The sequence below is a fragment of the Cyclonatronum proteinivorum genome, assembly GCF_003353065.1.
GTDB classification, from domain to species: domain Bacteria; phylum Bacteroidota; class Rhodothermia; order Balneolales; family Cyclonatronaceae; genus Cyclonatronum; species Cyclonatronum proteinivorum.
Genome location: NZ_CP027806.1, coordinates 895297 through 920126, shown reverse-complemented (window position 1 = coordinate 920126; position 24830 = coordinate 895297). Strand labels below are relative to the sequence as shown.

At 50.5% G+C, this 24830-nt stretch carries 20 protein-coding genes and 1 pseudogene; 11 read left to right on the top strand and 10 right to left on the bottom strand.

What is annotated here, in order from left to right:
- Nucleotides 1-269: 269 nt before the first annotated feature.
- Together CYPRO_RS03525 and CYPRO_RS03520 are read left to right on the top strand one after the other, a co-directional pair.
- Nucleotides 270-491, top strand: coding sequence for an AbrB/MazE/SpoVT family DNA-binding domain-containing protein (locus CYPRO_RS03525; protein WP_114983311.1), 222 nt, complete (start codon nt 270-272; stop codon nt 489-491).
- Between the two features lie 103 nt (nt 492-594).
- On the top strand, nt 595-741 hold the full coding sequence (locus CYPRO_RS03520; protein ID WP_240644822.1) for a hypothetical protein: 147 nt from the start codon (nt 595-597) through the stop codon (nt 739-741).
- 54 nt (nt 742-795) lie between these two features.
- On the opposite strand, the gene panC is transcribed toward CYPRO_RS03520, so the two are convergent.
- From panC to xrtX, 3 genes are all read right to left on the bottom strand, one after another.
- A complete protein-coding gene (panC, locus tag CYPRO_RS03515) occupies nt 796-1665 on the bottom strand; it encodes a pantoate--beta-alanine ligase (protein ID WP_114983309.1) in 870 nt (289 codons plus the stop codon).
- A gap of 250 nt (nt 1666-1915) precedes the next feature.
- A complete protein-coding gene (locus tag CYPRO_RS03510; RefSeq protein ID WP_114983308.1) occupies nt 1916-3367 on the bottom strand; it encodes a dihydrolipoamide acetyltransferase family protein in 1452 nt (483 codons plus the stop codon).
- 194 nt (nt 3368-3561) lie between these two features.
- Complete coding sequence (gene xrtX, locus CYPRO_RS03505) at nt 3562-4089, bottom strand: exosortase X (protein WP_114983307.1); 528 nt, start codon at nt 4087-4089, stop codon at nt 3562-3564.
- 214 nt (nt 4090-4303) lie between these two features.
- On the opposite strand from xrtX, the gene CYPRO_RS03500 reads away from it, so the two are divergent.
- Nucleotides 4304-5308, top strand: coding sequence for a DHH family phosphoesterase (locus CYPRO_RS03500; protein ID WP_114983306.1), 1005 nt, complete (start codon nt 4304-4306; stop codon nt 5306-5308).
- A gap of 42 nt (nt 5309-5350) precedes the next feature.
- On the opposite strand, the gene CYPRO_RS03495 is transcribed toward CYPRO_RS03500, so the two are convergent.
- The 3 genes from CYPRO_RS03495 to CYPRO_RS03485 form a co-directional block, all read right to left on the bottom strand.
- Complete coding sequence (locus CYPRO_RS03495) at nt 5351-6139, bottom strand: enoyl-CoA hydratase/isomerase family protein (RefSeq protein WP_114983305.1); 789 nt, start codon at nt 6137-6139, stop codon at nt 5351-5353.
- Nucleotides 6140-6323: 184 nt separating this feature from the next.
- On the bottom strand, nt 6324-6677 hold the full coding sequence (gene cutA / locus CYPRO_RS03490) for a divalent-cation tolerance protein CutA (protein ID WP_114983304.1): 354 nt from the start codon (nt 6675-6677) through the stop codon (nt 6324-6326).
- A 240-nt stretch (nt 6678-6917) separates the two neighbouring features.
- Nucleotides 6918-7301, bottom strand: coding sequence for a gamma-glutamylcyclotransferase family protein (locus tag CYPRO_RS03485; RefSeq protein ID WP_114983303.1), 384 nt, complete (start codon nt 7299-7301; stop codon nt 6918-6920).
- Between the two features lie 144 nt (nt 7302-7445).
- On the opposite strand from CYPRO_RS03485, the gene CYPRO_RS03480 reads away from it, so the two are divergent.
- Entirely contained in the window at nt 7446-7607 is a 162-nt protein-coding gene (locus CYPRO_RS03480; protein ID WP_114983302.1) for a zinc ribbon domain-containing protein, read from the top strand.
- A gap of 95 nt (nt 7608-7702) precedes the next feature.
- On the opposite strand, the gene CYPRO_RS03475 is transcribed toward CYPRO_RS03480, so the two are convergent.
- The 3 genes from CYPRO_RS03475 to CYPRO_RS03465 all read right to left on the bottom strand — a co-directional run bounded on the left by CYPRO_RS03475 (nt 7703) and on the right by CYPRO_RS03465 (nt 10971).
- Nucleotides 7703-9262, bottom strand: coding sequence for an MltF family protein (locus tag CYPRO_RS03475; protein WP_114983301.1), 1560 nt, complete (start codon nt 9260-9262; stop codon nt 7703-7705).
- 363 nt (nt 9263-9625) lie between these two features.
- Complete coding sequence (locus CYPRO_RS03470) at nt 9626-10555, bottom strand: DMT family transporter (RefSeq protein ID WP_240644821.1); 930 nt, start codon at nt 10553-10555, stop codon at nt 9626-9628.
- An 8-nt stretch (nt 10556-10563) separates the two neighbouring features.
- The gene (locus CYPRO_RS03465; protein WP_164682512.1) at nt 10564-10971 is read right to left on the bottom strand and encodes a DUF4293 family protein; all 408 of its coding nucleotides are present in this window, start codon (nt 10969-10971) and stop codon (nt 10564-10566) included.
- 182 nt (nt 10972-11153) lie between these two features.
- On the opposite strand from CYPRO_RS03465, the gene CYPRO_RS03460 reads away from it, so the two are divergent.
- Together CYPRO_RS03460 and CYPRO_RS03455 are read left to right on the top strand one after the other, a co-directional pair.
- Nucleotides 11154-11918, top strand: coding sequence for a segregation and condensation protein A (locus CYPRO_RS03460; protein WP_114983299.1), 765 nt, complete (start codon nt 11154-11156; stop codon nt 11916-11918).
- A gap of 40 nt (nt 11919-11958) precedes the next feature.
- Nucleotides 11959-13716 (top strand): M28 family peptidase, encoded by a 1758-nt coding sequence (locus tag CYPRO_RS03455; protein WP_164682510.1) that lies wholly within the window; start codon nt 11959-11961, stop codon nt 13714-13716.
- 246 nt (nt 13717-13962) lie between these two features.
- On the opposite strand, the gene CYPRO_RS03450 is transcribed toward CYPRO_RS03455, so the two are convergent.
- Nucleotides 13963-14355, bottom strand: coding sequence for a response regulator (locus tag CYPRO_RS03450; protein ID WP_114983297.1), 393 nt, complete (start codon nt 14353-14355; stop codon nt 13963-13965).
- 333 nt (nt 14356-14688) lie between these two features.
- Between CYPRO_RS03450 and CYPRO_RS03445 the strand changes: the two genes are divergently transcribed.
- The 5 genes and pseudogenes from CYPRO_RS03445 to CYPRO_RS03415 all read left to right on the top strand — a co-directional run bounded on the left by CYPRO_RS03445 (nt 14689) and on the right by CYPRO_RS03415 (nt 24795).
- Nucleotides 14689-15531, top strand: coding sequence for an N-acetylmuramoyl-L-alanine amidase (locus tag CYPRO_RS03445; protein WP_114983296.1), 843 nt, complete (start codon nt 14689-14691; stop codon nt 15529-15531).
- Nucleotides 15532-16602: 1071 nt separating this feature from the next.
- Nucleotides 16603-19676 (top strand): annotated as a pseudogene (locus CYPRO_RS03435) (BPTD_3080 family restriction endonuclease).
- A 182-nt stretch (nt 19677-19858) separates the two neighbouring features.
- Nucleotides 19859-20182 carry a hypothetical protein gene (locus tag CYPRO_RS16535; RefSeq protein ID WP_164682390.1) on the top strand — a complete coding sequence of 108 codons (324 nt, stop codon included), beginning with the start codon at nt 19859-19861 and terminating at the stop codon, nt 20180-20182.
- Between the two features lie 123 nt (nt 20183-20305).
- Nucleotides 20306-23221: a site-specific DNA-methyltransferase gene (locus CYPRO_RS17045; protein ID WP_456298332.1), complete on the top strand. Its 2916-nt coding sequence runs from the start codon at nt 20306-20308 to the stop codon at nt 23219-23221.
- A 23-nt stretch (nt 23222-23244) separates the two neighbouring features.
- The gene (locus CYPRO_RS03415) at nt 23245-24795 is read left to right on the top strand and encodes a hypothetical protein (RefSeq protein ID WP_114983293.1); all 1551 of its coding nucleotides are present in this window, start codon (nt 23245-23247) and stop codon (nt 24793-24795) included.
- The last annotated feature ends 35 nt before the right edge of the window (nt 24796-24830 follow it).

Sequence of the window (24830 nt, the reverse complement as noted above, 5' to 3'; positions counted from 1 at the left end):
GTTGGGACTGGGATTTAGGGATTTAGGCGGATTTTTGTTGGATTTGGCTGAGTTTCTTGCAAGCGGAATGAGCACAACAGCTTGCAGCTATGCTGAAGTTATCCGTACCATGCAAAGCATTTGAAAGCCTTCTGAAAACCAGTTGTGCTCATAAAGGATAGTAAAAATGGTAATCAGACTTTTCGACTTCTCATTTATTCTTTGTTATTTTATGTCTCTGTATGTAATCAGACCAAAACGCATTATTCACCAACAAACGCATTATTAAAATGGAAGTCAAAGTTGAACAGATCGGAGACAGCTTAGGGGTCATTCTTCCGGAAGAGCTTGTTGAAGCTTTACAGCTCAAAGCCGGTAGCAGGATCAAGTTAGAACGCAAAGGAAACGAACTTCAGATTCAGCAATCCGATGCGTCTTTTGAAACATGGTCTCATGCGTATCAGCAGCTCAAGGAAGACTATAAAGAGGTCCTAAAGGCCTTGGCCAAGTGATCAGGTTCATTAATAAAGCCATACTTTTAACCTTTTATACGGCTTTCACATCTGTCAGAATCATCCGTTTTTCGATGGCAATAAACGAACAGCTTTAATTGCTATGTACACCTTTTTATACGTCAACGGCTATCAAATCACAGCGGAACAGGCAAGTCTTTTTAGCATTATGATGGACCTGGCAAGCGGAAAGGTATCAAAAGAAGCGCTGAGAGTCTTTCTGATAAACAACATCAAAGAGAGAGATTGACTATCATCATGAAGCCCCCCAAAACAAATCAGCGCCTAAGCTCCCCCCTGTTCATCAAAAAAGGGTAAAAAGAATGTTATCAATCAGGCGGGCTTTTCCAAGGTAGGCTGCACCGGCGAGTACGTAGGTTTCATCGGCTTCAAATTGCGTGACGGGCTGTAAATCCTGATAGCGTACGCACTGCACATAGTCTGTTCTGAAACCGGCTTCATTGAGTTTTATTGCCGCTTTATTAAGTAAATCATCCTGCATTGTTTTAGTATCCCTGCCGGCGGGTAGTTTTTGCAGGGCCTGACTTGTTTCCTGAAGCACACCAAAAAGGGAAGGCGCAATCACCCGTTCAGGCGGCGAAAGATAGCGGTTGCGACTGCTTAGGGCGAGCCCGTCAGCAGCCCGGACTGTACGCCCCATGATGATGCGGATGTCATGATTGAACTCCTGCGTCATGGTTTCAAGGATGCGAAACTGCTGAATGTCCTTCTGCCCGAACACCGCTACATCAGGGCGCACGATGTTGAAGAGTTTGTTAACAATTTGAATCACCCCGTTAAAATGACCGGGTCGTGCCGCGCCGCACAGGTAATCGCCCAGCCTGCTCAGGTTGAAACCGATAAACGGCTCAGGACCATACACTTCTTCTTTCTCCGGACAAAAAACAGCCGCAGCACCGGCCTGTTCGCACTGCCTCAGGTCGTCATCCAGCGTGCGGGGATAGGCTGCGAAATCTTCGTTTGGACCAAACTGCGTCGGATTTACAAAAATAGATGCAACTACGATATCCGCTTCGGCGCGGGCTACGCGAATCAGGTCGAGATGCCCGGCATGCAGCGCGCCCATCGTTGGGACAAATCCGATTGTTTTCCCGGCCTGCTTCTGTTCGCTTACAAAAGTCCGGATTTCGTGTATGCTGTTCGCTGTAATCATGTGGAAATTTTTAAAAAGTTTGGGTAAACGCGTGCGTCTGTTTCACGACAGTATCTTTCGTTCGGGGCAGATCTCTGTTTAGGGCAGGGTTGAAAATATAAGCTAATTGGGATACCGGCAAAAAATCTCTGTATAAAGATCAGCCGGTTCTTTCATCATGTCGGCAAAAGTCGAAGGCAAAAAAAATCCGGCACCACAAAGTTGCGATGCCGGAATTTTAATCATGAAAGCCTGTGCTTTAAGAGATGTTTTAAATACTGCGGTTGGTGTCGAATTCTTCGAGCAGCTGCTTCACACGCTGTACGTATGCGCCACCGAGAGCACCGTCGATGATGCGGTGATCATAACTCATAGAGAGATACACCATGTGCCGGACCGCAATCACGTCGTTGCCGTCCACTTCAAGCACCATTGGGCGTTTCTGTATGATGCCGGTACCAAAAATTGCGACCTGCGGCTGGTTGATGATGGGGGTGCCCATCAGGTTGCCGACGCTGCCGTAGTTGGTAAGGGTGAAGGTACCGCCCGAGAGGTCATCGGGGATGAGCTGTTTGTTACGTGCCTTGGCGGCGAGCTCGTTGGTAGCACGTGCAAGACCGATCAGATTCAGCTCACCGGCGTTTTTGATGACAGGTACGATTAATCCGCCTGAGCCGGACTGACCCAGTGCCACGGCAATACCATAGTTGATATCCCGCTTCATGTGGATTTCATCACCCTGAACAGAGCTGTTTATAAGCGGAAACTCGCGCAAAGCCTGAATGGTAGCTTCCACAAAAAACGGCGTGAAGGTAAGCTTGAAGCCGTTTTCCTTGTAGAAACGGTCTTTATGCTTGTTGCGGAATTTCACCAGGTTGGTGACATCTGCCTCGCCAAAAGTCGTGACATGTGCTGAGGTCTGTTTGGACTTCACCATGTGCTCGGCAATGACCTTGCGCATGCGGTCCATCTTGATGATTTCCACGTTTTCGACCGGACGGCCAACATTGATTTCACCGGCAGAGATTGCGCCCTTGCTTCCGGAAGAGGCAGCGGTTGAAGCAACCGGGCGTGAGAGTCCGGTGGAAGAGGCGGCTGCCGGAGCCGGTGTCGGAGCTGATGCAGCGGCAGCGGGCTTCGCAGACTTCCGGTTTTCGATATAGTCAAGCAGGTCCTGCTTATTTACACGGCCCTGAGAACCTGAACCGGCAATAGATTCGAGCTCTTCCATGGAAACGCCCTCTTTTTCCGCAATAGAGCGGACAAGCGGGGAGAAAAAGCGTCCGTCGGAGCCATGCCGCTGCGGGGGCGTATCGCCTTCAACAGGTGCTGCGGTCTCAGCTTGTGCGTCCGTTGTTGCCGGGGCCGGCTCTTCCTTCTCAGCTACTGTTTCGGCTTCAGCCTCAGCTTCCGGCTCCGCTTGAGCCGTTTCGGGAGCGGCTTCTGCTTTTTCGGAAGCACCGCCGCTGTCAGCTGCAGAAGGGTCTGTTTCAATAATGGCAATGGGCTTGCCTACTTCGATTACATCACCGGCTTCAGCGAGAATTTCAACCAACACCCCGGACTCAGGTGCCGGCACCTCTGAATCCACCTTATCCGTGGCGATTTCAAGAATGGTTTCGTCCTGCTCGATGGAATCGCCCACTTCTTTGGTCCATTCAATAATGGTACCTTCCATAATCGACTCGCCCATTTTGGGCATTACCATTTCAACTCTTGCCATTTAAAATTCCCTTAACAGATTTATTGGTAAAAAATAATTTCCTCGGCGCTGTTCAGGCCGAAACTTGAATTGGGTTGAAAATACTTGCTTATGCCCGGAAAAAGCTTTTGGAAACGCTTTTTTCTGACAGATTATCAAGTTAATAAAATCTCAGGACTGTTTCACCCCTGCTGCAATATTAACAGCCCGGGATTTCATGCTGCCAGCTTCCCCCATTTGGGCTTGTGACCAAAGTTAATCCAGATCACCCACATGGCAAAAATAGCGAGATAAAAAATTGCGGAGGTCGAGTAATCGTGTGCAAAGTCGAAGCCGGCAGGGTAGTAATACTGAATCAGTACGAGGGCCGCAATCCGAAACACATTCACCAGATAAATCACAAAAATGCCCATGGGGATGAACAGCGCTCTTTTGATGGCGTCGCCGGGATAAGACATCACAAAGCCAATAAACAAGCCGATTGCTTCAAGGCCGTTGCAGCCGTTCACGACGATAATACCGTTGGTGCCCGTAATGCCAATCACCCGGTTGGCCTGAAACAGCTCAAAACTGCCTAAACCCAGCAAACCTGCAGCAACCTCGACGATATTGACGGACAAAAACGCGTCAAGCCTGCCATCGGGGAGCAGCCACACCTCATAAAAAAGGTACCATACGGCAAACCATGCCAGCAACTTTCCGGCAAAGACAAATATGGGTTTATTGCCCTTAAAATCAATCATTTGTGCTAAATTTGAATTTTAATGCGGCCCGTTAAGGCAGATAAAAAAGTAATGGACGCGACGTCTGTCGCTAAGGGGTGCGCTCGTGCTGTACTACCGTCCGCAGCTAAACCGCAGGAAGTGAAAGCAATTCACGAAACGTTCGTGTAACAGGCTTCATTTCGCTATTTTAGGCCATCATGCAAACGCTATTCAAACAGTCCGTTATCTGATCATGCAAGAGTACAATGAAGAGCTGTTCGAGATGTCCCGACAGCTGAGCCAATATAAAAAAATCGCCGTAATTAGCCACGTCAGGCCAGATGGAGATGCCATCGGGTCGCAAATAGGCGTCTGCCTGTGGCTTAAAGCCAAAGGTATTGCATTCATCGCGCACAATGACGACAAGCTGCCCGCTGATATTGCCTGGCTCGATAACAGCGTCGGGATTCAGTCTTACGAACAGGAAGCCTTCGAAAGCTGTGATGCCCTTTTATTTGTAGACGGAAACACCCCGAAGCGCTTTGGCAGGCATATGAAGTGGTTTGAAAACACCACCAAACCCAGCTTCATGATTGACCATCATCCTGATCCCTTCGACGGGTACACCTACATGGTTTCTGTTCCCGCGGCAGCTTCTACCGCGGAGCTGATTTACGGACTTTATGAACAAACCGACCTTTCCCTGCTATCCAAAGAAGCCGCAACCGCCATCTACACGGGAATACTGACCGATACCGGCGGCTTCCGGTTTTCCAGCGTTGGGGCAAAAATTCACCATATCGTAGCCGACCTGATTGAACGGGCGGACCTGAGGGTTGACGAAATCTTTCAGCGGGTATTCGACAACCGGCAAATCAAGCACCTTGCACTCATCGGAAGAGCTCTGAGTCGGCTAAAGCTTGACGACGAGAGCGGCATTGCGACCATGGTGATCTACAAAAAAGATCTGGACGAAACCGGTTGTAAATATGACGAGCTTGACGGTCTCACGCAGTTTCCGCTATCGCTGCAGCATGCGCGGGTTGCCGTAATTTTTACACAGTTTGAAGACCGGATTAAGCTCAGCTTCCGCTCGAAAGATGATTTCAATGTAAACCTGCTTGCGCGGAATTTCGATGGAGGCGGACATCAGAAAGCCTCGGGAGCCTGGTACGAGAGTACGGATATGGATCAGGCCGTAGAAGATGTGCTCAAAGCGGCCAAAGCGCAGCTTGCGCAGATGGCTGCGGGCGCTTAAAATAAGCCGTTATCAGCGCTTATTCCGGAAACTGCGCGGGGATCAGAGGCCGTCTGTTTTTTTGCGCTTCAGAAACGCTTCAACCCGCCGGTGATGCTCATCGGTTGCCCAAAGCTTTGAAAATTCCGTACGCTCATTGTTGATGGATTCCCGGTGCGGGTATTTCTGCGCATAGGTTGCGCCCTCTTTCATCACTTTGATGATTCTCCGATCATTTTCGGAAAGCCTTTCCGCCATCTCCATGATGTGGTTTTCGAGCTGTGAGGAAGAGTCAGCCATATCAATCAGACCGGCAATGAGCGCGGATTCGGTATCTACCAGCGCCTGCGTGCCCAACCATAACAGGGCTGTGGAGCGGTTCACGCGCTCAATAAGCCTTGTGAGGCCGCCCCAGCCGGGCGTGAGATAGAAGCGTCCCTGCGTAAACCCGAACCGGGCATGCTTGGCGGCAATCCGGAAATCAAAGGCAAGCATGACTTCACAGCCGCCGCCATACGCGTCTCCGTTGATGAGTGCAATGGTCCAGCAATCCGCACTTTCGATGCGGCGAAGCACTTCCCCCATGCGCATGGACATCTTGCGGGCTTCCTGCTCAGATTTGAGATCGGCAAACTGCTTCAGGTCGCCGCCGGAAGCGAAAAACTTGTGCCCTTCCCCGGTGAGTATCAGCACCCTGATATCTTCGTTTTGTTCAATCTCATCACAAACAGATTCGAGTCCGTCCATGACTTCAAAACTGATGGCGTTATGTGCCTGCGGCCGGTTTATTTTGGCAATAAAAATATGATCACCGCGCATTTCAGTAATGACGGGCTTGCTGTTTGTAGGCATAGAAGATTTTGATCAGAATTAAAGGCTTTGCTCCGGTATATCAGAACAAAATACTCACCCGAACCGAAAATTCCGCTGGAAATCGTACAACTTTGGGCCCGCCTGATTGAAAGCCCTGAAAAAATACACCGGCTTATCATTGATTGCTTTGGACTTACAAAAAAGGCACTGTAATGATTTTATATCAGGGGCTGAGATTGAGCGGTTTAGGTGTGTCGCCCGTAATCTCGCTGTGTATCCAGTTGATATAGGCGTCATTGCCCCTTATGGTGCTGATTTGAAGAATACAGGGTACCGTATAGCTGTGTAGCTCCGTGATTCTGTTTTCAACCTCTTCAAGCTTACTTTCGAGGGTCTTCACCAGCATAATGGCTTCCTCATCCTCTGTAATGACGCCATCCATGCGGTACAGGGACTGTACCCTGGGCAGGATGTTGGCACAGGCAATCAGCTTGTGAACCAGGAGTGTTCTTGCGATACTCTGTGCTTCGCTAACATTGGCTGTGGTTACATACAGCATTACAAACTTGTCTTCCATAGCATTTAGGATTGATGGTTATTCATGTTTTTACAGCAAATCGGCAGATGACTGTGGTATAGCTCAGGCAACAAAACTTTTCGTAAAAACTAATCAGGTATTTACGCTTAACGATCAGATAAAATGTAAATTTAGTGTACTATTCGTCTGATGTACGGGTCTCAGGACTGTGATTACAGCATTTAAAGTAATAAAAAATAATCATTTTTTTTTGGCCCCGTTCTAATATTAAGATTATCCTCAGTACCTGCCATCCTGAACTTTTCGGGCTTTTTTCGTGAGCTGAAAAGTGTGCAATACGCTTTCTCTAAGCACATAGATCCACCCCTGCCTGCGCTGTTTATCCCGGGTGAGCACACGGTCATAGTAGTTATCCGGATTGTCCGCAGCGATAAAGCCCTCCAGACCATCAAGCAAAGACAGGGTGAGCACATCAACGGCGTAAATCTCAACCTGCACCGCTGAGCCGGCCTCTGCCGCTGGCCTGATGCCCGGATAAGGTCCGAGATCCCAGAGTTCATATCCCATCACCTCAGAAACGCCCACAAAATCAGCTCCATCAAGCAGGTGATGATTGTGATAGCCTTTTTTGAGGGTGCCGTAAACAAAAACAAGGTGTTTCATAGCAGATTAGCAGCCCGGAGCTGTGGGATTGATTGTCGCAGAATTTTCAAATATTGCGTTACTTTGGAAATGCAGCATTTCGTTTGATACCCGTCACGGGTTGTCTTCCCAAAGTAACCCTTCCCAATTTTAATTCATTTTGATATGTCAGACAAAAAGCAGGAATGTCCCTCTTGCGCGATGATGGTTGAGGCCGGCGCTGAGGTGTGCCCGATTTGCGGCTATGACCTGCCCAAGACGAAGAAAAGCGTCCTCATTGGCGTATGGCTCCTGATTCTGCTTATGCTGATTTGGGTGTTTTTTTAACCCGCATTACTCACCTTCCCAAAAAAAAGCCGCCCTACTTGTACGTAAGACGGCTTTTGAAATTAAATGCAGGCTAGTGACAGCCCTGACTGCATTTAAGGAATGAACGTCAGGCTGCTGTCGCGGCGCTGCAGGATGGGATCCTCGCTGGCAAATAGCGCCATGTTCTGATACATGGTATGACGGCGCTTGATTTCGGTCACATAGTTAACCGGTTCCGTGCCGCGCACAAATCCGAATCGTGCCTGACTAAAAAAGCGGGGCTGCATCAGCAACAGCAGTGACTGTGCCACATCATCCCAGTTATTGGGATCGCGGTTGCGGTCAACCGTGAGCCTGCGGGCATCGGCCATGTGTCCCATACCGGCATTGTAGGTTGCCAGGGCAAAAGCCAGGCGGTTATCCTCTTCCATATAGCTGTAATGATCGAGGTGCTTGCGCAGGTAGCGAAGCCCTTCACGGATATTGGTTTCCGGATCCCACAGCTCGTGCTCTTCAAAAGGGGAAAAGCGCGGGATGATCTGCATCAGGCCAATGGCTCCCATGCGGCTTTTCGCGTAGGGATCAAAACGGGATTCCTGCGCCATTACGGCAAGCACAAGCTTCCAGTCAACGCCGTACTCTTCGGCAAGCGGCTGCACCAGCCTGTCGTAGGGCGAAAACAGGCCTTCGTAGCCGGTAACCCGGTGCATGCCGTAGTTGCGCACCGTGTAGTTGGCCGGTCTGTTATCGAAGTACCGCTGACGCAGCACGTTCATAAAAGAAGAGCGGCGGGGCAGCATATCCGCATCACTGATCGAAAAATGCCCCAGGATGTAGCGGTTCATCTGTTCCACAAGCTGCGGCGCATTTCTCCGCACGCCCCAGGCAATCTGCTCATCACCGGAAATAACCGGTCCGGAAGCAATGCCGGAGATATAGTTGGATGCGGCCTGAAACAGATTCGCATCAGCTATGGTCATATCAAACTCCCCGTCGGCTATGGCGAACATAATCGCTTCCGTATCCCACATTTCGGGCAGGATGTCGATGGTGAAGCTGTAGCCGTATTCTGCTTTGAGCCGCTTGAGCGTTTTGACATAGGAGCTGCCGCGACGGACGCTGATAACAGCATCCTCGAGCTCGCCGAGGCTGTAGGGAACATGCTCGCCGGCGCGCAACACCAGCACCTGATCAACGATATTATAAGGCTCAGAAAAACTGATATACTGCATGCGAGCATCAGTAATGCTGTAATTGGCAGCGATGAGGTCACCGCGCCCTGCATTCAGCAGATCAATCGGCTCTTCATTATTGCCGGCAATTACAACTTCAAGGCGCAAATTATTTTGCTCCGCGAACCTGCGGGCAAACTCAAACTCGAACCCGCGCTCTTCTCCCCTGTGCAGGAAATAGGAGCTGGAATTAAAGCGGGTAATCATACGAAGTACACCTTCCTCACGGATGGCGTCAAAATCCCGTTCAACGGGCTCTTGTACACTAACGTTAAGAATCCGATCATCATCCGCTTCTTCAACTTCGGCTACTTCCTCGGTCTTGGGAGTACTGAAGCTGAGCAGCATGAGACCAACTACGCCCGTAACTGCAAAAGCAGGGATCAGAAATCTGCGCTTGTTGCGCAGGATTACAGATTCGTGAGATAACGCTTGTTTCATTAAACTAATGTTAGGTGAACCGATGTGATCAGGGCAGGCTGTACGATGTCAGCTTTAATTGGTTGCCGGGCCAGGCTAAGTTAAACCGGGCCGATCAATCGGAGGGAGTGCCTGTGTTTCAGGTCTTTTGCGGGGATGAATCACCCGGAAAACACTTGCTGCGGGCAGCGCGTTTTATCACGGCGCCGGTATCAGTGCTTTCCGAAGGTCTCATCCTAAAGTAGTCAGCTGTCTGTATGAACTTAATTTTGGGTGCCGTTGAATTTTTTCAGGCACTTATCCAAATATACAAGCTTTGAAATTATGCCCGATCAGAAAATTTGTCAGCAAAACAGCTTTTACTTTATAATATAAAGCAATGGGTTACTGCCCTTTAATTTTCGGGGTAGCGCTTCCACCAACCCAGGACAGTCCCACCCCTGTCATTATGACCATCATTGCTGCCGATTCTGCGAAGCTTGGGATTTCGCTAAACAGGAATCCCGCCAGCACAATCGCAAAAACAGGCTCCACTAAGATGAGGGTAGAGAGCAGGGTCGGGGCCACATATTTCACGCTGTAGTTCAGCGAACCATGCCCCAGAATCTGCGGTCCCAGGGCCAGCGCAAGGCCGCAAACCCAGGCCATCAGGGTCGCATCGGTTGATGGCCTCATGATGAGCAGGATGAGCAGGCAGCCTGCCGCTGTGCCGGCATAAACCCGAAACACAAAATCCAGCCATCCGCCTTTGGCGCGCAGCTTCCGGCTCAGCAGCAGATAAAACACAAACATAACCGCCGCGCCCACGGCAAGCGCGTTGCCCAGCACCGGGTTGCTGTAGGTCGCTGCCGGGTCCGTATCCATCACACCGAGCAGCACAGATCCGCTGAATGCCACAAAAACCCCGAACCAGGTCAGCCGCCCGAAGCGCCCGCTGCCCGTAGCGGATTCCACAACAATGAGAATAATGGGATGGATGGTGACAAGCACCGAGGCCGATGCTACAGAAGTGAAGGAAAGCGAGGCAAACCACAGCACGAAATGCAGCGCCAGGAAAAAGCCTGCCGCAACAGCCGTCAGGTTATCGGCGCGGCTCCATGCACGGACTTCCGTACCTGACTGCGCGTCCCGCATGCGCATCCGCAGCCAGAAAGGCAGCAGCATGAGCGCTGCCGAAACGGTCCGGATGGTGGCTAAAAACACCGGATCCGTATCCCCGGCAAAACGCACGAGGATGGGCGCAAAAGCAAAGGTCGTCATGCCCAGTCCAAGTAAAAGGACGAGGCGGGATACCGGCGGTTGGTCGGTGTGCAAAGCCAGCCCTACCGGATTCTATCTATCGATCGTATCAGCGCGCTGTCTTTTTTAATGCCTTTGATGGCCAAAAACTGAAGCGTTAGGGCAACAAGCAGCATAATAACCCCCAAAAGCTCCGGCACCATATCGTAGCCGAGTCTGCCCATGCTCATAAATACGCCCCCTGCCGAGCCCATCGCGATAACCTGAAACAGACAGGCGTAAGACACCACCTGTATCTGCCGCTCCCGCTTTTTGTAGAGGAAAATGCTGTAGAGCGAAATTAAGGCTGCAAAGGCCGTAGCTGCAGTCAGGAAGGGGAGCAGCCATCCGCTGGGATCAAACCGGGCCTCATTATATAAAGGTGTGAAGAAAAAAAGGATGTTGAGTAAAATGGCCAGTGCCAGATACACCGTTTGAATGCGCTGAATCACAAGAGTTTTTTTGGGATGAATAATTAAATCTGAAACTGACCCAAAGATAACATTTTATCCCCTTACCCCGAGCCGCGAAAAGCAGGTCGCTTGTGCTGTTTCAGGCCATTCGGCCGCGCTTAAATTATCCGCTTCCATTGTGTATATTTCAGCCCACCCTATTCAAATAACCGCTTCGTATTTTGTACCGTGTAGCCCTCCAGAACTTTGAAGGTCCGCTTGATCTGCTGCTTTTCTTTATCAAGCGGGATGAGCTTGATATCAAAGACATCCCCATCGCGCGCATTACGGATCAGTTTATGGCCTACCTGAATGTGCTTGATGAGCTCGATCTCGAGGTGGCGAGCGAATTTATTCTGATGGCGGGCACGCTGATGTCCATCAAAGCCCGCATGCTGCTGCCCCGGCCGGAATTCGAAGAAGACGAGCTTACCGAAGAAGATCCCCGCTACGAGCTGATTCAAAGCCTGCTCGAGTACAAGCGGTACAAGGAAATGGGGGAGGAGTTCCGCACATTTGAAAGTGAGGCCTCACAGGAATACTTCCGCGGCAACCTTACCCCCGATCAGGTTTCCGCGCCCCAATCGGGCGAGGCCCTGCGCGATGTTACCATGATTGACCTCATGGCCGCCATTAAGGAAGTGTTTCTGCGCAAAAATATGGATGAACCCATTCACAGCGTCGAAACCCCCGAAACCAGCATAGAGGAAATGGGGGAGCGCATTCTGCTGCACCTTCACCGGCACGGGCGGACTTCCTTTATCACCCTGTGCGAGGACGCCCAGTCGCCCATGTTTGTGGTCGTCACCTTTCTGTCCGTGCTCGAAATGGTGAAAGAAGGCCTGCTTCATCTGTTCATTTCGGAAGAAAATCAGTTCGATTTCTACGTCGATGTCCCCCGTATCGACGCCGGCAACAACTATCAGCAAATGCTTGAGTTAACCTAATTTTTTAACCGCTTTCAACCAACAGCACATGAGCCCGTTTATGCCCGCCAAAACCTTTTCAGCTTTCACCCTGCCGCTGCTGCTGTTGGGTTTCATTTTTAGCGATGGATGGCTTCCCAAGCCTGAAGCCCCGCAGTCCCGGAACGAAGCCCCGCAAAGCGCATACGCCGCCACAGCCACTGCCACACCTGCACAGGATCAGGAGCCTGACAACAGCGGCTTTTTCAGTTTCAGGGAGCTGATTACCGCCGAGCTGTTGCACAAGCACCTGAGCGTTATCGCCGGCGACAGCCTGATGGGGCGCGGAACCGGGCAGCAGGGCATCGACATGGCCGCCGATTACCTGGCCTACTGGCTCGAACAGTACGAAGTGACCCCGCTGGGCGATGAAGGCGGCTGGTTTCAGCACTTTGACCTGAAAGCCATGCGCACCAGCGAAATCCGCTACGCGCTGCATCAGGTCAGCCAAACGGACACCCTGCTCGTTTGGGACGACAGCGCCTCACGCTTTGCGCCCTCCTCCTTTTTTAATGAATTCGGCGGGGAAGTCGATCTCGAAGGGCAGGTCGTTTTCGGGGGGCTAGGCTTTAATGCGCCCGAAGCCGGCATTGCGCATCTCGACGGTATTGAAGTGCGCGGCAACTGGGTCGTCCTTTTCCGCGAACTGCACCCGGATGTTGAAACAGAAGATGAAGCCCTTCTCGAAGCCCTGATGCAGCAGCGGGCCTCCGATCTGCTTTTCCGTCAGGGCGCGCGCGGCCTCCTACTCATCGATGAATCAGACCCGGAGGCTTTCGAAGCAGAAGCCATGCGCCGCAGTCAGCTGATCGGGAAACCCTCCGGCATTCGCCTGCCGGACCGTGGCGGTCGTACCGGCTTTGCCCTGGGCGTGAAAAGCGTGAGCCCCGACATGGTAAACCTGCTGCTCGGCTTTACCGACTTCAGCGAAGCCGAAGCCCTGCATCGCGAACTTTCTGCGGACCTCACCCTCAACCGAAGTTTTGCCACGGACCTCCGCCTCAGCGCCACTGCGGTTCGGGAAGAAGCCGTGCTACCATCCCGCAATGTGCTCGGTTTTGTGGAGGGCTGCCATCCGGAACTGAAAAACGAAGTTGTGGTGCTCTCTGCGCATTACGATCACATGGGCATTGGTCAGCCCAATGACACCGGCGATATGATTTACAACGGGGCCGACGATAACGGCAGCGGCACTGTAACGACCCTCGCCATTGCCAAAGCCGCGCAACAGGCCAAAGAAGCCGGATACTGCCTCGACCGCAGCCTGCTCTTTTTATTTGTGACCGCTGAAGAACACGGCCTGCTCGGCAGCCGCTACTACTCGGATAACCCCGTCATCCCGATTGCGCAAACCGTAGCCAACTTCAACCTCGATATGTTCGGGCGCATCGACTACGAATATGAAGACACCGGCAAAGACTACATCTATATAATAGGGGCCGAAATAATCTCAAGTGACCTCAACCGGCTGCTGCAGCAGGCCAACGCGCAAACGGAAAACCTCATCCTCGACATGCGCTATAACGACCTCGACGACCGCAATCAGTTTTACCGCCGCAGCGATCACTGGAACTTCGGGCGGCTTGGTGTCCCCTTCATCTTTTTCTTCTCAGGCCTGCACGACGACTATCACGAGCCCTCCGATACCGTTGACAAAATCCCCTTTGATCTGCTCGAAAAAAGAGCCCGCCTGATTTTTTCCACTTTGGTGGAAGTCGCCAACTCACCCGTGCGGCCCGTAGTGGACAATCAGGCATTTATCGAGCGAACGCGACAATAAAACCCAAAAAACCGGCTGAACCCAAACAGCCGGTGGTGCACAACCACTTTCCCGTATCCTGTACATCAAAGCGTGTTGTGGTAAGTAAGTAATTGATTTATTATTACTTAATAAAAAGAACAGCCCTGAACCGGGCGTGGCATAAAGGGGCTGCGCACAAGGCGAAGTAAATCTGCGCAGCAAAAGTGACCAGTGAAAAAATCCTGGTGAATCCTGCGGGCATAGCTGCGCCTTTGCTAACGGACCTTAGATAATCAGGTAGTTCTTCAGGGTCATGTGCAGCAGCTTCGTATCGATCGGCTTGGTGAGGTAGGCATTCATGCCGGCATCGAGACAGCGCGTTTTGCCGCCGGTAAAGGCCCCGGCAGTGATGGCAATAATCGGAACAGGTTCAAGCTTCCGCTCTTTCTCTACCGCGCGGATAGCCCGGGTTGCTTCAATGCCATCCATAACCGGCATTTGAATATCCATCAGAACAGCGGAAAATGATTCACGCTGAAACACATCAAGCGCCTGCTGCCCGTCTGCGGCTTCAGTGAGGGCCGCAGACGGGATAATTTTTTTGATAACGGCAGCTAAAAGCTTGCGGTTCATCATGATATCGTCAACCACGAGAATGTTCAGGTTTGGCTGAGTCATGCAGAGAATAAAAAATTAAAAGGAGGTTGATTATATATGCACAAAGGCATGATGCGCAAAAAGCTTGATTAATTCGCGCTTTATATTCATGGTTATTAAAGGGTAAGGCCCTCAGGACACATCATCTGTCGTAATCACAGGGCTTGGGGGTTGATAGATGAAGTTAAACTATTTGATGATAAATAGCGAAGAACAATAATGTAAGTTACTGTAAAACACTGGGCTTCCGGAACATATATGACCGTAATAAACCGGCTTTCATGTGTTCCTTTTTTCGATTAGCTTCTAAAAATGATACCATCACAACATCATCTATAACCTAACATACGCCCTATGTCAACACAAAAATCCTTCGATGTGCACAATCACTGGCTATCAGCTGATCATGCCACCCATGACAAAGTTACCGGAAAAGACAGCGGTGCCTATGCCTCAGGCCTGCCCGATACCATTGTAATCCACTACACCGGCGGCCCCAGCCTGCGCTCGGCCGTCAACACCTTCAAAAATCCGGAGGTCCGGGCCTCAGCCCATATTGTCATTGACTACGACGGTTCCGTGGTACAGCTCATTCCCTTTAACCGCCGGGCCTGGCATGCAGGCCAAAGCCAGTGGGGTGAGCGCACCAGCCTCAATCAATATTCCATCGGCATTGAGATCGTAAACCCCGGCTACCTCATGCAGCACGGCAACATCTGGTACGGCATGTTCCAGGATCGCTATGAGGCCGATAAAGTTATTCAGGCCGTACACGCAAACGAGCAAAAGCCCCGCTGGTGGCGCGTGTTCGAGCCGGAACAAATAGCAGCCTGCAAGGCGCTCTGCGAAGCCCTTATTGAAACCTACAACATCAAAGAAATACTGGGGCACGACGAAATTTCACCGGGCCGCAAACAGGATCCCGGCCCCGCCTTCCCGCTTGAGCGGATCCGCACCCGCCTGCTCGATACCAACCGAAGCGACGAAACCGGGCCGACCCCGACCGAACGCAGACAGGGCACCGTAACTGCATCAAGCCTCAACATCCGAAAAGCGCCCAATGCCGGCAGCGACCGCGTCGCCGATCCCCTCCCCAAAGGCACAAGCGTCCGCATCCTGAAAGAAGAAAACGGATGGATGCAGGTCGAAACCCCCCTCAAAGGCTGGGTCTCCACTCAATTCGTAAACGAGCGGTAACCCGCTACTGACAACACCTGACGGTCTTCAGTGTAGCCCCCCGCACACAGCGGTATCTGCACGACAGTCTCACAACAGCCTGATCTGCCCGACCACAAATCTCCGGAGCAGGTCAGGCTTTTTTTATTTTTAGGGGGAAACCCCGTGAACATCACGGTCTTTCGTGACAGCTCGGAAGCCCCCAAATCAAAGATGAGCCCCTTGCTTTTTGGGGGGCCTTTATGAAGCTGCTATGCTGAGATGTACAACGGCTGCCCTCCGCCACTTCAGCCTCCTGCCCCGCCTGGAGGAGGCCGGAAAATCCTCGGAGCAATCTGGGAGCAATCCCGGAGCGATCCCGGAGCGATCCCGGAGCGATCCGGGGGATTGGGATGGGGTGCAAACTATACTTAGCCGAAGCGGTAATTTAGGTCGATCACAGGGAAAGAAAGCGTTCCAAAAAAGCGACCGATGGGGGTTTTGGGAGATTTGGGAAGTTTGGGTTGCGCCAATCAATATGCCTGCTGCAAGATGATGGAATTGCCACTATATTGTACCGAAACCCAAAATCAGCCATGATCACACTTCATCAGGCCAAATACCTCGCCTTTCAGCTATCTAAAAAAAGACCGTAAATCCGAAATCCGGACTTCGCTTAATTGAGGAAACCCTTCGTCTTTCACTATCATGAAAGCATTTGCAAATGTTGCACTTTGGTAGCTGTTATCAGTACCTGAGTTGGTTTTAGCCGCTCTTCGGTTTGATAAATGAACTCGACTTTTGCTAAGAAGTTTTAAAAGCTTAGGAATTCCTGAGAAGGAGACAAAGGTCAACCCGCACTACGAAGCAAGGCGGCGATGCATTTTTTTTACACTCAAGGAATTTTGATGACATACTGTTGTCACACGGCTTTGCTATCATAATGTTATAATGCTTCTCATGCGGGATGATAGATGATGAATTTCGAATATCAGCCCGGTTTAGCTTTCCCGTATAAAAGAACACCATTATATTGTAAATAAGGTAAGCGAATAAGCATGCCATATTAAATTTTCCGCAGCAGTCATTTTAAAGCACAGGCAGCCTCTCCCTATGAGCGACAGTTTTTATGAAAGACCCTTTTAAATTCACCTTACGTGTGCCCTACGCGGCACTGGGAGCTCGATAAAGAAGGTCAACCGACAGAAAAACCGCTAAATTTTCGCCGCGTTTCGGCCCTGATTACGCCTATTCCAAAATCCAAGAAGCGGGGAAAGAAAAATAAGCAGGGCGAACTCCTCTTTGATGAAGGTGCGGGCCTCACAACCGAAGAGCAGCGATACAACCCAACCCCCATCATCAACAGCCTGCGTACCGAGGTTGACAAGTGGCGCAAGGCCCCACAGGCAAGCTGGCGCGTTACGCCGGAAACCGCCCGGCTGCTACAGCACTGGCGGCATCACAACTTCAGCAGCTACCGGCCTTTTTTCTGTCAGGTTGAGGCCGTCGAAAGCCTGATCTGGCTCACGGAAGTTGCGCCTTCGCTCGGAAAGAAAGGAAAGCAGTTTCTGGAGCATATTGAAGGGGCCAATGCAGAAGCCAATCCGGAGCTGCTGCGGATTGCGCTCAAGCTGGCAACCGGCGCGGGCAAGACGACCGTCATGGCGATGATTATCGCCTGGCAGACCATCAACGCCTGCCGCAGGCCTACGAGCAGCCGCTACACCCGCGGGTTTCTGGTTGTTGCGCCGGGGATTACTATCAAAGACCGGCTGCGGGTACTGCAGCCCAACGACCCCGACAGCTACTATAAAAGCCGCGAGCTTGTGCCGCCTGATCTCATGCCCGAACTCGAGCGCGCCCGCATCGTCATCACCAACTACCATGCCTTCAAGCTACGCGAACGCATGGAGCTACCTAAGGGCACCCGTTCCCTGCTGCAGGGGCAGCGCGGGGAGGAAGTCCGGACGCTGGAAACCGAAGGACAAATGATACAGCGGGTCATGCCCGATCTCATGAGCCTCAGAAATGTGATGGTTATCAACGATGAAGCCCATCACTGCTATCGGGAGAAGCCCGGCGATAGCGACGCAGAGGTTGACAGCTTAAGGGGCGATGATAAAAAGGAGGCCAAAAAGAACAACGAGGCCGCCCGCCTGTGGATTAGCGGCATTGAAATGGTGAAGCGCAAGCTGGGCCTGAATAAAGTGATCGACCTTTCTGCGACTCCCTTTTTCCTGCGCGGCTCGGGCTATGCCGAAGGCACGCTGTTCCCGTGGACAATGAGCGATTTCTCTCTCATGGACGCCATCGAGTGCGGTATCGTAAAGCTGCCCCGCGTGCCCATCGCAGACAATGTGCCGGGACAGGAACTGCCCGCAAACCGGGATTTGTGGAATCACATCAAAAAAGACATGCCGAAAAAAGGCCGGGGCGGTGCCAAAAATCTTGACCCTGAAAGCATCCCGCTTAAGCTGCAGACGGCGCTTGAAGCCCTGTACGGTCATTACAAAAAAACCTTTGACCTCTGGCAAAAAGAGGGGATGTCCGTGCCGCCCTGTTTCATCATTGTTTGCAACAACACGGCAACCTCCAAGCTCGTGTATGATTACGTTGCCGGCTATGAGCGAGAGGAAGGCAGTGACGGCACGCGCGTGATCAACGGCAGACTCGAACTCTTTCGGAATTTTGATGAGTACGACGATCGGCTCCCCCGGCCAAACACTTTACTGATTGATAGCGAGCAACTCGAATCAGGCGAAGCGCTGGATGACAATTTCCGGAAGATGGCTGCCCGCGAAATTGACCTCTTCAAGCGCGAAATCATTGAGCGGACCGGCGACCGGCGCGCTGCGGAATCTATCACGGAGCAGGAGCTGCTGCGGGAGGTGATGAACACGGTCGGGAAGAAAGGCAAGCTGGGCGAATCCATCCGCTGTGTGGTGTCGGTTTCCATGCTTACCGAAGGCTGGGACGCCAACAATGTGACGCACGTGCTCGGAGTGCGGGCTTTTGGGACGCAATTACTTTGTGAGCAGGTCATCGGGCGCGCCCTCCGTCGGCAGTCCTACGAGCTGAATGAGAACGACAAATTTAATCCCGAATACGCCGATGTGTTCGGTATCCCGTTCGATTTCGCATCCAAGCCAAAGGTGAGCCCGCCTCAGCCCCCCGAAGATTCGGTTCGGGTGAAGGCTGTGAGGCCCGAGCGGGACGCCCTCGAAATTCATTTTCCGAATATTGTGGGCTACCGTACTGAAATACCACAGGACCGGATTACAGCAACTTTCACGGACGACTCGGTCCTCACGCTCACCCCTGATCTCGTAGGCGCTACCAAAATACTCAATTCCGGCATCATCGGTGAGCAGACATATCTCACCGTTGAGCATTTGAAAGATCACCGCACTTCAACCATCCTTTTTCATCTGGTAAATCACCTGATGAATACCAAATGGCGCAATCCCGGGGAGGACCCGCCCCTCCATTTATTCGGACAGCTCAAGCGCATCACCAAGCAGTGGCTTGACGGTTATTTGGAATGTAAAGGCGACACATTACCCGCCCACCTTATCTACCGGGAACTGGCGGAAATGGCCTGCAACAAAATCAACACCGCCATTACGCGGGCCGAAATCGGGAAAAACCGGGAAGTCATTGCCATCCCGTCCCCTTACAACCCGGCAAGCTCAACCCGTTATGTCAATTTCACAACTTCCCGCAAAGACCGCTGGGAAACTTCTTCCCGGCACTGTCACATCAACCGGGTCATTCTCGACAGCGGCTGGGAGGCCGAGTTCTGCCGGGTTGCGGAGCAGCATCCGCGCGTGCTGGCGTATGTAAAGAATCATAATCTCGGGTTTGAAGTGCCCTATGTGTTTGGCACTGAAAAGCGAACCTATCTGCCTGATTTTATTGTGCAGATTGATGACGGTCACGGGGCGGATGATCCGCTCCACCTGATTGTGGAAATCAAAGGCTACCGCAGAGAAGACGCAAAAATGAAGAAAGAAACCATGGAAACGCTTTGGGTGCCCGGCGTGAACAATCTCAAGGAATACGGACGCTGGGATTTTGCGGAATTCACCGACATCTACGACATTGAGCCTGATTTTGAGCAAAAGGTGAAAGCGGTTTTTGATGAAATGATTGACGCCGCTTTGACCAGGGAGACGCAACCTTCATGAATGATTTTAGCAACTTCTCGGCTCATCATTTAACCCATTTTGTTGACGCCAACAAAATGGTCCGTACCGAAATCCCTCACCCACGCTCGTCTCCAACCGCCCTCATCACCAACCCATTTTCCTGTCGTCAGGAAAATGGTCTTTATCAGCAATAACAAAAACTTACGCTTCCCATAAACATCATGGCCAAACGCAAGAAATCCAGCAAGATCGCGATTGAAACGCTCACGCATAAAGACGCCTCGCGGCGCAATATCCCGACGGCAGAATATCAGCCGCTGCTGGATGAGGCGCAGCGGTCGCCGATTGAGGTCGCCTATGAGCGCCGGAACCGCGACCTCGATCCGCAGCTCGTGTGGCGGGGCAAGGATGAGCAGAACTGGGCCGATTTTGTGGTGAAGGCGCCCCCGCTCTACATTCAGGAAAAGATTCATCCCAAAGCCCTGATCGAAGACCTGAAAAAGCGGAGTGCGAAGCTGCGGCTGATCAAGGAAGAGGACGCATAGCCCAAGCAGCCCGACCTCTTCAGCGATTTCAACGGGGTGGCCGACGAGCAGGCGAAGACAGAGTTCTACCGGCACGACGCCAACTGGACCAACCGCATGATTTTGGGCGACTCCAAGTACGTGATGGCTTCCCTTGCCGAGCGGGAGGGCCTGCGGGGCAAGGTGCAGTGCATTTATTTCGATCCGCCCTACGGCATCAAGTTCAACTCCAACTTTCAGTGGAGCACAACAACGCGGGATGTGAAGGATGGGAAGGCGGAGCACATCACCCGGGAGCCGGAGCAGGTGAAAGCCTTCCGCGATACCTGGCGCGACGGCATTCACTCCTACCTCACCTACCTGCGCGACCGCCTGACCGTAGCCCGCGACCTGCTCACCGAATCCGGCTCCATTTTCGTGCAAATCGGAGATGAAAATGTGCACCGGGTGAGGTCTTTGATGGATGAGGTTTTTGGGGATGAGAATTTTGTGAGTTTGATTAGCTTCAGAACAACAACTGGAAAAGCTTCATCAATATTGGATAGTACACGTGATTTTATTATTTGGTTTGCGAAATCAAAAGAAAATATCAAGTATAGAAAACTGTGGTTTTATAGAGATTATGATAAGGATTTAAATTATAGACATGATTTTGATGAATATGGTGTATTCAAAAATAGTGATGGTAATCCATATAGATTGGCAAGAATGAATCCAATAACATCACAGTCTGGAAGCAATACAACAATGTTTGAGTATTCATTTCAAAATAGGGGATTTAGGCCTGGTAAAGGCGGATGGAAAACAAATTTAAAAGGAATGAATAGATTGAATAAAGCATCTAGACTAACATTTTCTGGTAAAACTTTAGGATTCATTAGGCCAGCTGTTGATTTTCCCTGTCAAGCTTTTAATGATATTTGGGATGATACTAGGCAATCTGGTTTCGGCGACGAAAAAAAGTACGTAGTACAAACAGCTACAACAGTAATACAAAGGTGCATAACATTAACAACCGACCCCGGCGATCTCGTCCTTGACCCTACCTGTGGCTCCGGGACAACAGCCTATGTCGCCGAACAATGGGGGCGCCGCTGGATTACGATTGATACTTCGCGGGTTTCGCTTGCCCTTGCACGGGCCCGGCTGATGGGCGCCAAATACGACTATTACCTGCTGGCGGATTCTGAAGAAGGTCAGGAAAAAGAGGCCGAACTGCAGCGCAGGCCCCCGAGCATGAAGCCGACCTATGGCGACATCCGGCAGGGCTTTGTGTATGAGCGCGTGCCGCACATCATGCTCCGCGACATCGCGAACAACGCGGAGATTGACGTCATCTGGGATCAGTTTCAGGAAAAGATGGAGCCGGTGCGCGCGCAGCTCAATACCGAGCTGGGTAAAAGCTGGGAAGAATGGGAAATCCCGCGCGAGGCCGGAGAACCCTGGCCGGAACCCGCGCAAGACGTGCACGCCGATATCAAAGCCGAGCTTGAGAAAGGCATCGAGGCAAGTAAGGTCCGCCTCAGCAATCTGCTCACCAAACTCACCGAAGCCCTGGGTCGCACCCTAAGCCTCGAGGAGCTGCCCGAAAAGCCGCGCGATCCCTGGCCCGACAAGGCGAATCAGCTCCACGCCAAATGGTGGAAACTCCGCATCAAGCGCCAAAACGAAATGGACGCTTCCATTGCCGCCAATGCCGAGCAGGAGTACCTCTACGACCGGCCCTATACCGACAAAAACAAGGTGCGCGTAGCCGGTCCTTTCACGGTCGAAAGCCTCTCCCCGCACCGCACCGCCGCCCTCGATGAAAACGACGAAATCATCGACCGCAAAACCGCTGCGCCCGGCAACGGTTACCGCAAAACCCGCGACTTTGGCGAACTCATCATAGATAACCTGCGCGAAGCCGGCATTCAGCAGGCCCACAAAGAAGACCGCATCACCTTCGAGAGCCTCGAACCCTGGCCGGGCAAAAACATCGCCGCGGAGGGCTTCTACTACGAAGGCGAAACCCGCCGCCGCGCAGGCATCCTTATCGGTCCGGAATTCGGCACCGTCATGCGGGCTGACCTCGTTGATGCAGCCCGCGAAGCCGCAGACGTCGGTTTCGATGTGATCATTTCCTGCGCCTTCAGCTACGAAGCACACGCCGCCGATGTGAACAAGATCGGCATCATCCCGGTACTCAAAGCCAACATGAACGCCGACCTGCACACCGCCGACGACCTCACCGGCAAAGGCAACCTCTTTGTGATTTTTGGCGAGCCGGATGTGGATGTGGCAAGTGAAGAATGGTTAGTGGACAGACATCATCAAAAATTAGCACCTTATGAAATCTTTAAAATCATATCGGGAACTGACCGTCTGGAAGAAATCAATCGACTTAAGCATTCAGATTTACAGGCTTACCTCAAGCTTTCCAACCGAAGAGAAATTTGGGATTATATCACAAATGCGGCGGGCCGCCACCTCGATACCCGCAAACATAGCGGAGGGTCAGGCAAGGCGGACAACGGGGGAATTTCTGCAGTCGCTTGGGATAGCGCGGGGATCTCTGGCAGAGCTGGAAATCTTTCTGATTATCTCGGAGCGCTTACAACTGGCGACCGCGACGGATTGCAACAGCTTGTTGCGCGACTGCGAGGAAATAAGCAAAATGCTAAACGGTCTGATGAAGGCGCTAACCAAGCGCTGAACGCTTCCCACCTGCCCCTCACCAATACCCACTACTATCAGGTTAGAATTAATGGCGTTGATGTCTTTCATCCGCAAACGGGAGAAATTCGCAGCGACAATGCCGACGGCATCGCCTGCTGGTTCCTGGATACCGACTATAACGAAGAAAGCTTTTTCGTGCGTCATGCCTACTTCCTCGGCGCGGGCGTCAACGACCCCTACAAATCCCTCAAAACCACCCTCAAAAACGAAATCAACAAACAAGCCTGGGAAACCCTCAACTCCGACACCTCCGTCCCCTTCGAAAAACCCGCAAGCGGCAGAATCGCCGTGAAAGTGATTAATCACTTAGGGGATGAGGTGATGAAGGTGTTTCGGGTGTGATCACAAATTAAATTCGAGGTCTCATGAAGAAGTCATTTTTCACAACATTCCAACTTGGTAGTTCTAAAGAACCACTTAGGAATTTAGACGATATCACAAATATTATTATTAGATGGTTAAAAAAGCCAAAACGTGGTTTTTCACTACCACCATCATTTAGTTTGACTGACAATGAATTTAAAATAGAAGCTAATGATCATAAGTTATTCAAATACTATTTCACAGAAACAAAGGTGGGGGAATTGCTTGCGATTAGATATGAGCATGATGACAGTAGCTCAGATGACGTTTTTTGGAGAACAGAGATTGTTATAGGAAAAAAAATTTTTAATGATGATCATTCTTATAGATTTTCAATAAACATTTGGTATGGAAGCCGAAATCAAAAGTTTCAACCTATTGTCCGTCAACATAGTAGGCCTAACTTAATTTATGAATTAATTCAAGAAATTGGTGCTTTTGAACTTTTCCCATTACAAAATGGTCATATACCCCTACCTCAAAAAGACAATCCGATTTATTTCTACTTATTGACCAGCAGCCGGAGAAAACTTCCTATAATATTTATTTCAAGAGATAACAATGATAATAAACCTATTGTAAATGTAAGTTCAATTATCAGAAATTGCTCTGGCATGGCTTATATAATTATGAGCGATGAGCAATCGGTTACTTGGGACCTGCAAACATATTTAGGGAAAACCCATAATTGCTATGATGGAGCCGTAAGAATATATTGGCCTGGATTTAAAGTTACTGATAATCCTCAACTTCACACCTTATGGACTCAAGAGCAAATCCTGGATTATGGCAACAAAGATGAGTTTGAATATTTTCTTTTTAACCAGCTTTGCGAGCATGCGCAAACCAGGTATGTAAGTGAATATCTCACTTGGGAAGGTGCTCAAAAAATAGACAGGCAAAAAAGATTAGAAAAAGCTAAAGAAACGGGCACACAAGAAGAATGGATACAATTACTTGAAGAAGAAAACTTAAGCCTTAGCTCAAGTAACGATGAGAAAACAAACGAAATCAAAGAACTAAAAGGACAAGTTTTTGATCTAAGAAAGCAAAACGAACAACTTCTCACAAGTATAAAATACAACAAAAGTATAAACACTATTTTAAATGACACGTTATCTTTCGATTCGTTTAATAGCGTAATTTCTGATATATCCAAAAAATACAGAGATCACATTTTAATTGAAAAAAGAGCCATTAAAGATAGTTCATTCAAGGATTACGAATCGCTTCATAAAGCCCTAACATGGCTTGCCTTAACCTACTGTAAATATAAAACAAAGGAAGTACAAATTGAAAATCTTGATCATTCATGTAAAGAAAGCTGTGGATTCTTTTATTCTTCAAACCAATCCACAAGGACTATGGGGCAATATAAAGATGATTATGAATATTTTTACAACGGAGAAAAACACCAGCTAAAAGAACATATTGGAACAGGTGCTAACAAGCACCCTGAGTATACGATTAGGATAGCTTTCTTTTTTGACAAAGAATCAAATAAAGTAATTGTAGGATATTTAGGTCAGCACCAAAGAACAAGAGCGACCTAATAATTGCATTCCTACTGTTTTGCATAATAATTAAG

Bases quoted from the DNA above. Each gene is read 5' to 3' on its own strand.
- CYPRO_RS03525 (WP_114983311.1), top strand. From the start codon at position 270: ATGGAAGTCAAAGTTGAACAGATCGGAGACAGCTTAGGGGTCATTCTT.
- CYPRO_RS03520 (WP_240644822.1), top strand. From the start codon at position 595: ATGTACACCTTTTTATACGTCAACGGCTATCAAATCACAGCGGAACAG.
- panC (WP_114983309.1), bottom strand. From the start codon at position 1,665: ATGATTACAGCGAACAGCATACACGAAATCCGGACTTTTGTAAGCGAA.
- CYPRO_RS03510 (WP_114983308.1), bottom strand. From the start codon at position 3,367: ATGGCAAGAGTTGAAATGGTAATGCCCAAAATGGGCGAGTCGATTATG.
- xrtX (WP_114983307.1), bottom strand. From the start codon at position 4,089: ATGATTGATTTTAAGGGCAATAAACCCATATTTGTCTTTGCCGGAAAG.
- CYPRO_RS03500 (WP_114983306.1), top strand. From the start codon at position 4,304: ATGCAAGAGTACAATGAAGAGCTGTTCGAGATGTCCCGACAGCTGAGC.
- CYPRO_RS03495 (WP_114983305.1), bottom strand. From the start codon at position 6,139: ATGCCTACAAACAGCAAGCCCGTCATTACTGAAATGCGCGGTGATCAT.
- cutA (WP_114983304.1), bottom strand. From the start codon at position 6,677: ATGGAAGACAAGTTTGTAATGCTGTATGTAACCACAGCCAATGTTAGC.
- CYPRO_RS03485 (WP_114983303.1), bottom strand. From the start codon at position 7,301: ATGAAACACCTTGTTTTTGTTTACGGCACCCTCAAAAAAGGCTATCAC.
- CYPRO_RS03480 (WP_114983302.1), top strand. From the start codon at position 7,446: ATGTCAGACAAAAAGCAGGAATGTCCCTCTTGCGCGATGATGGTTGAG.
- CYPRO_RS03475 (WP_114983301.1), bottom strand. From the start codon at position 9,262: ATGAAACAAGCGTTATCTCACGAATCTGTAATCCTGCGCAACAAGCGC.
- CYPRO_RS03455 (WP_164682510.1), top strand. From the start codon at position 11,959: ATGCCCGCCAAAACCTTTTCAGCTTTCACCCTGCCGCTGCTGCTGTTG.
- CYPRO_RS03450 (WP_114983297.1), bottom strand. From the start codon at position 14,355: ATGACTCAGCCAAACCTGAACATTCTCGTGGTTGACGATATCATGATG.
- CYPRO_RS03445 (WP_114983296.1), top strand. From the start codon at position 14,689: ATGTCAACACAAAAATCCTTCGATGTGCACAATCACTGGCTATCAGCT.
- CYPRO_RS16535 (WP_164682390.1), top strand. From the start codon at position 19,859: ATGGCCAAACGCAAGAAATCCAGCAAGATCGCGATTGAAACGCTCACG.
- CYPRO_RS17045 (WP_456298332.1), top strand. From the start codon at position 20,306: ATGGCTTCCCTTGCCGAGCGGGAGGGCCTGCGGGGCAAGGTGCAGTGC.
- CYPRO_RS03415 (WP_114983293.1), top strand. From the start codon at position 23,245: ATGAAGAAGTCATTTTTCACAACATTCCAACTTGGTAGTTCTAAAGAA.